Source organism: Variovorax defluvii, from assembly GCF_039541515.1.
Classification (GTDB): Bacteria; Pseudomonadota; Gammaproteobacteria; order Burkholderiales; family Burkholderiaceae_C; genus Variovorax; species Variovorax defluvii.
In genome coordinates this window covers 19,745-28,533 of sequence record NZ_BAABGJ010000080.1, presented here as the reverse complement: position 1 = coordinate 28,533, position 8,789 = coordinate 19,745, and the positions used below count along the sequence as shown (strand labels likewise).

At 65.3% G+C, this 8,789-nt stretch carries 10 protein-coding genes; 8 read left to right on the top strand and 2 right to left on the bottom strand.

Translation table 11 applies throughout. From position 1 onward, the window contains the following. The first annotated feature begins 405 nt into the window (after positions 1 to 405). From ABEA07_RS22940 to ABEA07_RS22925, 4 genes are all read left to right on the top strand, one after another. Positions 406 to 1,323: an aspartyl/asparaginyl beta-hydroxylase domain-containing protein gene (locus tag ABEA07_RS22940; RefSeq protein WP_345540782.1), complete on the top strand. Its 918-nt coding sequence runs from the start codon at positions 406 to 408 to the stop codon at positions 1,321 to 1,323. Positions 1,324 to 1,624: 301 nt separating this feature from the next. After that, a complete protein-coding gene (locus tag ABEA07_RS22935; protein WP_345540781.1) occupies positions 1,625 to 1,996 on the top strand; it encodes a hypothetical protein in 372 nt (123 codons plus the stop codon). Between the two features lie 263 nt (positions 1,997 to 2,259). After that, positions 2,260 to 2,595 (top strand): hypothetical protein, encoded by a 336-nt coding sequence (locus ABEA07_RS22930; RefSeq protein ID WP_345540780.1) that lies wholly within the window; start codon positions 2,260 to 2,262, stop codon positions 2,593 to 2,595. After that, positions 2,588 to 3,100, top strand: a complete 513-nt coding sequence (locus ABEA07_RS22925; protein ID WP_345540779.1) for a ribonuclease toxin HepT-like protein — start codon at positions 2,588 to 2,590, stop codon at positions 3,098 to 3,100. The genes ABEA07_RS22930 and ABEA07_RS22925 overlap by 8 nt, the downstream gene beginning before the upstream one ends. Positions 3,101 to 3,333: 233 nt before the next feature. Here ABEA07_RS22925 and ABEA07_RS22920 read toward each other — a convergent pair whose 3' ends face one another. Further along, positions 3,334 to 3,858, bottom strand: a complete 525-nt coding sequence (locus tag ABEA07_RS22920; RefSeq protein ID WP_345540778.1) for a carboxymuconolactone decarboxylase family protein — start codon at positions 3,856 to 3,858, stop codon at positions 3,334 to 3,336. A 43-nt stretch (positions 3,859 to 3,901) separates the two neighbouring features. After that, positions 3,902 to 4,891 (bottom strand): Bug family tripartite tricarboxylate transporter substrate binding protein, encoded by a 990-nt coding sequence (locus ABEA07_RS22915; RefSeq protein ID WP_345540777.1) that lies wholly within the window; start codon positions 4,889 to 4,891, stop codon positions 3,902 to 3,904. Between the two features lie 143 nt (positions 4,892 to 5,034). Between ABEA07_RS22915 and ABEA07_RS22910 the strand changes: the two genes are divergently transcribed. From ABEA07_RS22910 to ABEA07_RS22895, 4 genes are read left to right on the top strand one after another with little or no spacing between them, the layout of a single operon-like run. After that, complete coding sequence (locus tag ABEA07_RS22910; protein WP_345540776.1) at positions 5,035 to 5,595, top strand: VOC family protein; 561 nt, start codon at positions 5,035 to 5,037, stop codon at positions 5,593 to 5,595. Then, complete coding sequence (gene mhpA / locus ABEA07_RS22905) at positions 5,588 to 7,087, top strand: bifunctional 3-(3-hydroxy-phenyl)propionate/3-hydroxycinnamic acid hydroxylase MhpA (RefSeq protein WP_345540775.1); 1,500 nt, start codon at positions 5,588 to 5,590, stop codon at positions 7,085 to 7,087. Before ABEA07_RS22910 ends, mhpA begins: the two co-directional genes overlap by 8 nt. 21 nt (positions 7,088 to 7,108) lie before the next feature. After that, entirely contained in the window at positions 7,109 to 7,861 is a 753-nt protein-coding gene (locus ABEA07_RS22900) for an IclR family transcriptional regulator (RefSeq protein WP_345540774.1), read from the top strand. Between the two features lie 36 nt (positions 7,862 to 7,897). Beyond that, positions 7,898 to 8,746, top strand: coding sequence for a fumarylacetoacetate hydrolase family protein (locus ABEA07_RS22895; RefSeq protein ID WP_345540773.1), 849 nt, complete (start codon positions 7,898 to 7,900; stop codon positions 8,744 to 8,746). The last annotated feature ends 43 nt before the right edge of the window (positions 8,747 to 8,789 follow it).

Genomic DNA, 8,789 nt, shown 5'->3' with positions numbered 1-8,789 from the left:
CGCCGAGGCGGTGCGCGAGGCCGGGCGCCGGTCGGCAACGCCCGTGGCACGCGTCGGCCGGATCGACGCGACGCGGCGGCTGCAGATCGTCGATGCCTCGGGAACGCCGATCGCGCAGCATTTCAAGGCATTCGACCATTTTTCATCCCTCGAAGAGACCAAAGACTGAATTCATCTCCGGAGATGGCACGATCGGGCACCCCCCTGTCGTTCCAACATCCGCGCCACGCCATTCGTGCGCGTGGCGGCGCGCAACCAGGCGCGTTGGGAGGCCAGCTTCTACGGCTGATCCTCGCCGCGCTGGCGCCGGGGTCGCCGCCGGAAGCCCGCCGTCTGGGCGAAGGCCGGGCGCTTCGGCGAAAATGCGCCCTTCGCCTCTACCGCGGCCCCCAGCCCGCGAGCCCGATGTCCAGTCTCCTGTCCTACAAGCTCCTGATCCCCCTGGTCTTCCTCGGCGCAGGTCTGTACGTGCATTTCCGCGGCCAGGTGCGCCATGGGCTGGGGCGGCAGCTGAGCGACCACTCGACCTTCTTCGCGCCGCTGAACGTGCTGATGTACTGGTTCTCGTCGGTGCCTTCGAAGCCCTACATCGATGTCCAGCAGTTCCCCGAACTGCGGGTGCTCGAGCAGAACTGGGAGGCCATCCGCGACGAAGGCCTGGCGCTGTTCGACGAGGGCCACATCAAGGCGGCCAAGGGCTACACCGACATCGGCTTCAACTCCTTCTTCCGCACCGGCTGGAAGCGCTTCTATCTCAACTGGTACGGCGACTTCCTGCCCTCGGCCAAGGGTTTGTGCCCCAGGACCACCGAACTGCTCGCCGGCATCCCGTCGGTGCGCGCGGCCATGTTCGCGATCCTGCCGCCGGGCGGCCGGCTGGTGCGGCACCGCGACCCCTTCGCCGGCTCGCTGCGCTACCACCTCGGCCTGAAGGTGCCGCAGGACGCAGCGAGCTGCCGCATCTTCGTCGACGGCCAGTCCTACCACTGGAAGGACGGCGAGCCGGTGATCTTCGACGAGACCTACATCCACTACGCCGAGAACCTGACCGACGAGACCCGCCTCATCCTGTTCTGCGACATCGAGCGCCCGCTCAACAACCCGATCGCGCGCTGGATCAACCGCGAGATCGGCTGGCGCATGATCAAGGCCGCGGCCACGCAGAACGAAGAGGGCGAGCCCATCGGCGGCTTGAACAAGGCCTTCGCCCAGGTCTACAAGATCCGCGTGCTGGGCAAGCGGCTGAAGGCGTGGAACAAGCCCAGCTACTACGCGGTGAAGTGGGCGATCTTCGGCGGGTTGTTCTACTGGTTGTTCTTCTGAAGCCGGACCAGGTCGAGGCGAACAGCGACGTCCACGCGGCGCTGGGCAGCACGTGGCGAAGCCCGATCCTCACTTCAGGACCTATGGGCCCAAGACGCGACGGGAGTTTCTCAGGGTCTTCGATCCTGCTGGCCGGCTGAATGTCTGCAACGCAGCGATGAGTTGACTGACGACCGACGGGCGTGGTTGGCGACGAGGGCCTGGCTAGCGCGATGCAGGAGCCAGGCCATGCCGCAGAATCCGCTATAGACCGGACGCTCGCGGCCTCGGTTGACGAATCGCAGGACTGAAGGAGACTCTGATGACAAAGACACAAGTGTTGGTGATTGGGCTGGACCCGAACCTGGTCGACTTCAGCACGATGCCAGACATGAACGCCGAAAAGGTTCGGGCCGGGCTGGAGGCGGACCAGGCAAAGCTTGCCACGCTGGGTTACGAGGCAGAACTCTGCCTGACTGATCTCGGGGATACCGCTCCAGATGTAGTTGCGCAGAAGCTCGCTGAAAAGCCGTTCAACTGCGTCGTCATCGGTGCCGGTATTCGGACAATCCCCGCTTACTTTCTTCTTTTCGAGCAGCTGGTCAACGTGGTTCACCGGGCCGCCCCCGGAGCCCGAATATGCTTCAACACCAAGCCGAGCGACACGGCGGAAGCCGTCCAGCGTTGGGCATAGCGCTGCGTTTTCCGGCAGCGCCCGGCCACCGGACGCTCACGCTCACCGCTCAATGTCCGGCTATGGCCACCTCGGAAGTCTACTGTCGGCGATCGGCGGCTCCCGCAGCGTCCTTGCCGTTGATGAAGCGCGCGCCGCAGAGCGGGCAGCGCCGAGCCAGGCTCTTGACCCACGCGCCGTATGCTTAAAAGCCTTCCAGGCCACCGTCGACCGTGGGAGAAACAGACCCCCCGTAAGGTTGGTCGATCCGCTAACATCAAACGATGCCCAGTCTCCTGCGTCGACCCATTGGCGACATCCTCCGAGATCGCAGCGATGCTCGGCGGACGATGCTGGGTGCCCAGATCCAGGAGACCCTTGAAGCGCTGAGGCACCGCGGCGTGGTCTGCGAGGTGATTGGATCATTCGCGCGCGCTAGCGCACTCATCGACGCGGAATCGGATCTGGACATCCTGGTGGAGTCCAAAGGCGGCCTTTCTGAGGCAGACGTCTGGGATGTGGCATGGACCCACCTGCGGGACGTCGATGCCGACTTGGTGTTCGCGGATCATCTGCCGGCGACGAAGGTAGCCCTGATGAAAGAGCATGCCCGTGAGTGAACACGCCTTCCAAACCCTGCTGCTGTCAAAGGCCTCGGATCTGGAGCGAGCCATGGCCGCCTTGCAAGATGCCGAGGCGAAACAGCAGCGATTGAAGTCGAACCATCCCGACGCCTATGACGAGGCGTTCCACGCCGCGGGCATCGCACAGCACATCCAAGGCATCTACACCCAGCTGGAGAGCCTGCTCAAGCAGGTGATTGAGCAAACTGATGGCAAGTTGCCAAAGAGCGAGACATGGCACCAGGATCTCATTCGTCTTGCAAGCATGGCGACGGAAGACCGGGGAGCCTTGATCGATCCCGCAGGCGCGAAGAGCCTCAAGGCTGTCTTGGGCTTCAGACATGTGGCCCGATCGAACTATGTGGGCGAGCTGGATCCGGCGCGTGTTTTTGAACACATTCCCAACACCGCCGCCGCCGTCACTGCCGTGGTCGCTGGCGTTCGGCAGTTGTTTGAACCGCCCGAGTCCCCTACGGATCGTGCAGTCGAACGCAGCGCGTGAAAGACATCTGACCAATTCCGACGTCCGCTGCAGGGCCCGTCAGGGCGATCTGAGTGCGGTCGCTGTATGACGGATCACGGCCAACAAGAGAAGTCCAAGTCACACTGCCCGACCGACCGCTCCCAGTCCTGAGCACGCCTTACCCCTGAGCCCCCTTCGGCCCATGCTCCGCTTGACACTCGGCCGGACCAGCACGCGCGCCCTGCACGGGCATTGACCGCTCGAAGCCACCCTCAGCGACTGTCATCCGAGTGAATGGAAAGCGCTTCCAGGAAACGGGAGACCATGTTGTAGGCCGCGATCGTGACCACGAGTTCGACGATCTCTTTGTGTGAGAGAAACGCACCCACGGTGGCGATGAGATCCGGCGAGACCTGAATGGCCGTCGTCATTTCATCGGTGAGCTGAAGCACCGCCCGTTGCTGTCCGGTGAATTGGTCGGACAAGGTCCAGGTCCCGAGGTCTTCCAACTGCTTCTCGGTGACCCCGGCCGCCAGCGCCAGTGGCGCGTGCTGATCGGCCTCGTACGCAGCGCCATTGAGTGCCGCCACCCGCATGATCACCAGCTCGCGCAGGTCGGCGCTCAGCGCGCAACGTTGCCGAATGGCTGTCAGGAAGTTCAGCCACCCCTCGGCGACAGCTGGGCTGTGCAACAGCATCTGGTAAAGATGCAGAACGCTGCCGCGCTCCTGCGTGATGCGCTCGACCAGCGGCGCAATGTCAGAGCGTTCGATGTCGGCGTAAGGCAGTCTTGCCATCGCTTTCCTTCAAGGCTCGGGGCCACCTGAATGCCGTGCCATATCAATCCAGCTTCACGCCGGCGGCGCGGATCACCTTGCCCCACATGGCGCGGTCGGCATGGATGAAGGCGGTGAATTCGGCCGGCGTGTTGCAGCGCAGTTCGCCGCCGTAGTCACGCCATTTCTTCGCGAGATCGGGCGACTGGCAGACCTTTCGCATGGCAGCGCTGAGCTTTTCCAGGATCGCGGGCGGCGTACCCGCCGGCGCGAGGACCCCTTGCCAGGCGATGGGCGCGTAGTCGGGCAGCCCCTGCTCCGCGAAGGTCGGCACGTTGGGGAAGCTGGGGTGCCGTTCCTTGCCCGTGATGCCCAGCAGCTTGAGCTTGCCTGCCTGGACGTTGCTCGCCGCCGCGGGCAGGCCGTCGAACATGATCTGGATCTGCCCCGCGAGCAAGTCCGAATACGGGCTGTTGCTGTTGTAGGGAACGAGGCTGGACTTCACCCCCGCCGCACTGTTGAACCACACGGCCGAGAGGTGCGAATAGGAGCCGATGCCTTGGGTGGCGACGGACACGGATTCCGGGTTGGCCTTGAGCTGCGCGATCAGTTCACGCGCGTCCTTGGCCTGGACGCCGGGGTGGGCGATCAGGCCGGTGTTGAGTACACCGAGCAGGCTGATCGGCGCGAAGTCCCGCTCGGCGTTGAAGGGCAGCTTGCCATACAGGTGCGGCACCACGGACAGCGAACTGGTCGTGCCGATGTAGAGGGAATAGCCGTCGGCCGGTGCCTTGGCTGCGACCTCGGTCCCGATGATGTTCGAGGCACCGGGCCGGTTCTCGACGAAGAACGACTGCCCGAGGATCTTGGTGAGCTCGCCCGCGAGTTCGCGTGCGTTGGCATCGGGTCCGCTGCCCGCCGGGAAGGGGGCAATGATGCGAACGGGCTTGGCGGGGTACTCGGCCTGGGCCGCGACGCCGCTGGCGCACAAGGCCAACCCTGTGGCCACCGCCAACGAGGCGGAACGAGAGGCGAGCCTCTTCAGGAATGTCATGAATGTCTCCGTTTGCGAATCCGTGCCAATCGCACTGGATCGGATCATACGAGAACATATCTCATTGTCAAATTATGAGAATAGCCATATGATTTCAATCGTCGTCGATGAGATTCCATGACTCGTTCTCGGAAGGAGACAAATTGACCCCATCAAAACCCGCATCGGACCTGCAGTTCAGCCACATCGGTCTGTATGTCACCGATCTGCCGCGCATGGCGCGCTTCTACAAGCAGGCGCTTCGCTTCACCCAGACGGACGCGGGCGATCTCGGTTCGGTGCAACTGGTGTTCCTGAGCCGCGATCCCGGCGAGCACCATCAGTTGGTGCTGGCGACGGGGCGCCCGGCCGACATGGCGTTCAACGTGGTCAACCAGATTTCCTTCCGCGTGCCTGACCTGGCAGCGCTGCGCCGCTTTCACGACCGCTTGCTGGCCGAGGGGGCCAGCGACATGCATCCGGTGACGCACGGCAACGCGGTCTCGGTCTACTGCCGCGACCCGGAAGGCAATCGGCTGGAGCTCTTCATGGATACGCCGTGGTATTGCGACCAGCCGCTGCGCGAGCCGATCGACCTGCGCCAGACTGACGAGGTCATCCTGGCGCAGGCGGAGGCCATTGCCAGACGCTTTCCGAAATTCATGAGCCGCGCCCAGTGGCAGGCCGAGGTCGCCCGCCGGATGCAGGAAGACCAGGATGCCTGAACAGTCGCCCCTCTACGACGTGGCCATCGTCGGCCTGGGGCCTACCGGCGCCACGCTGGCCAACCTGCTCGGCGCCGCAGGCCGCTCGGTGCTGGTCCTGGAGAAGGAAGCGGGCATCTTCCCGCTGCCGCGCGCCATCCACTTCGATGGCGAGGTGCTGCGCATCTTTCAGGCGGCCGGCCTGCGCGAGCGGGTGCTGGGCATCTCGCGCCCCGGCACGCAAGGCATGCATTTCGTCAACGGCGCCGGCGAGACGATGCTCATCCGCGGCGGCACGGCGGCCCTGGGGCCGCACGGTTGCGCCAACAACTACTACTTCCACCAGCCTCAGCTCGAAGCCGTGCTGCGCGACGGACTGGCGCGCTTCCCGCAAGTGCAGGTCCGGCTGCAGCATGAACTGGTCGGCGCCGGGCAGGAGGACGGCTTCGCCACGCTGCGCTATCGCTCGGCGGCAAGCGGCGAGGTGGAGATGGCGAAGGCGCGCTACGTGGTCGGTTGCGACGGCGCCCGCTCGCTCATCCGCCAGCACATCGGCAGCCCGATGGTGGACCTCGGCCTTCGGCAACCCTGGCTGGTGTTCGACGTCGTGCTCGAGCAGCCGGTCGACCTGCCGGACCACACGGTCCAGCACTGCGACCCGCAGCGCCCCATGACCTACTGCAACGTGGTCGGCGCGCGCCGCCGGTGGGAGATCATGGTGCTGCCCGACGACGACGGCGAGGCACTCGTGCGGCCCGAAAACCTTTGGCAGATGGTCGCGCGATGGGTTCGCCCCGAGCAGGCGCGTCTGGAGCGCGCGGCGATCTACACCTTTCATTCGGTGATCGCGAACGGATGGCGCAAGGGCCGGATGCTTCTCGCAGGCGACGCCTGCCACCAGACGCCGCCCTTCCTGGGCCAGGGCATGTGCGCGGGCATCCGCGACGCTTCGAACCTGGCGTGGAAGCTGGATGCGGTGCTGGCCGGGCGAGCGCCCGATGCCCTGCTCGACACCTACGAGTCCGAACGCAAGCCCCATGTGCGCGCCCTCATCGAGCTGGCCGTGCGACTGGGAAACATCATCCAGACGACCGACCCGGCCCTGGCCGCGCAACGCGATGCCAGGTTTCAGGCGGGTGGTCCCGAGATCTTCGAGCTTCCGCCCCAACTGCTGGGCTCGGGCGCATTCGACCCCACCCGGCCCGAGCTTGCAGGGCGGCCCTTTCCTCAGCCGCAGCTGCAGGACGGGCGGCTGCTGGACGAACTCCTCGAGCGGCGCAGTGCCGTCATCGGCAGCCGCCAGGCGCTGTCGACGGCATCCGCGGCCACCGCCGAACGGTGGCGGCGCAGCGGCGCCATCGTCATCGACCAGCCCGATCCCCGGCTGCAGGACTGGCTGCAGTCGCATGACGCCAGTGCCGTGATACTTCGTCCCGACCGATACATCGTCGGCGTGGCACGGTCAGGGGCTGATCTGGATCGCATTTCGCAATACCTCCCCGTCGCGCCATGAGCCATTCAACGGGGGACTGCCGTGTCCGAATCTTCAACGTCGAGCCTGGAGCGCATGCTGGGGGTGCTCGACCTCTTCGACGACACCCATCTGACGCGCACCGCGGAAGACATCGCGGCGCAGCTCGATGTCTCGCTGCCGACCAGCTACCGCTACGTGCGGCTGCTGCTGCAGGCCGGGCTGCTGCAACGCGTGGAGGACTCGCACTATGCATTGGGGCCGCGCATCATCCTGCTGGACCACTACATCCGGAAGGCAGATCCGGTGCTGAAGGTGGGCTTGCCCATCATCCGCGAACTGGTGGCCGCGACCGGATTCGACTGCGTGGTGACCGGCCTGTTCGGCCTGCAGGTGCTCGATACCTATCGGGAGATGGGTGGCGCACCGGCGACGCTCGCCTATGGCCGTGGGCGTCCGAGACCTCTCTTCCAGGGCGGTGCGCCGAAGGTGCTTCTTTCCACCTTCGGCCCCGCGCAGCTGAAGAAGGTCTTCGAGTCGCGGCACGACGAACTGGTCCAGGCCGGGCTGCCCCCGGACTGGAGCGAATTCAGGCGCCACTTCGCGGCCATCCGCAAGGCCGGCCACTACGTCTCCAAGGGGGAGCTGGAGCCGCAGCTGGCGGCCGTCGCCGCGCCCATCCTCAAGTCCGATGGCGGCGCGTGGGCCGCCATCTCCCTGGTATTCGATACCTCGCGCCTGGCCATCGTTGATCTCGACAAGGTCGTCCGCCTGATCACCGAAGCCGCGACGCGCATCGGAGGTCGGCTGGCATGACACCCACCCACCCATCCAACCCTTCAAGGAATCACCATGAAACTCATCAGCTACCAGTTCAATGGCCGGGACAGCTACGGCGCAGTGGTCGGCGACCGCGTGGTCGACCTGCGTGAGATCTTCGGCACGCGTGCGCCGGACCTGAAGGCGTTCATCGCCGCAGACCTCTTTTCGGAGGCCGCCGCCAGGATCGCCACAGCCACTGCCACGCTGCCGCTCGTGGAGGTCCGGCTGCAGCCGGTCATCCCCAACCCGGGCAAGATCTTCTGCATCGGCCTGAACTACGGCGAACACATCCGCGAGACGGGCAGGGAAGTGACGGAGAAGCCGGTGATCTTTCTACGCCTGGCAGACTCACAGCTCGCCCATGGCGAAGACATCGTGCGCCCCCGCGTCTCCGAGCGCCTGGACTACGAAGGCGAGATCGCCATCGTCATCGGCAAGCGCGGCCGCCACATCTCCGAGGCCGACGCCTGGTCGCACATCGCAGGGTACAGCTGCTACAACGACGCCAGCGTGCGCGACTGGCAGGTCCACACCTCGCAGTGGGGCCCGGGCAAGAACTTCTGGAAGACCGGCGCCTTCGGCCCGTGGATGGTGAGCGCCGACGAAATCGGGCCCGACCGGAAGATGACGCTCGTGACGCGGCTGAACGGACAGGAGATGCAGCGGACCACGACCGACATGATGGTGCACAGCATCCCGCGCCAGATTGCCTACATCTCGGCCTTCATTCCGCTGGAGGCAGGTGACGTGATCGTGACCGGCACACCCGGTGGCGTGGGCAACAAGCGCACCCCGCAGGTATTCATGAAGCCGGGCGACGTGTGCGAGGTCGAGGTGGACGCCATCGGCGTGCTGCGCAACGGCATCCGCGACGAGTAAGCAGGCGATGAGCGACGCCGACCCCGGGGCTCGAGGTCATCCA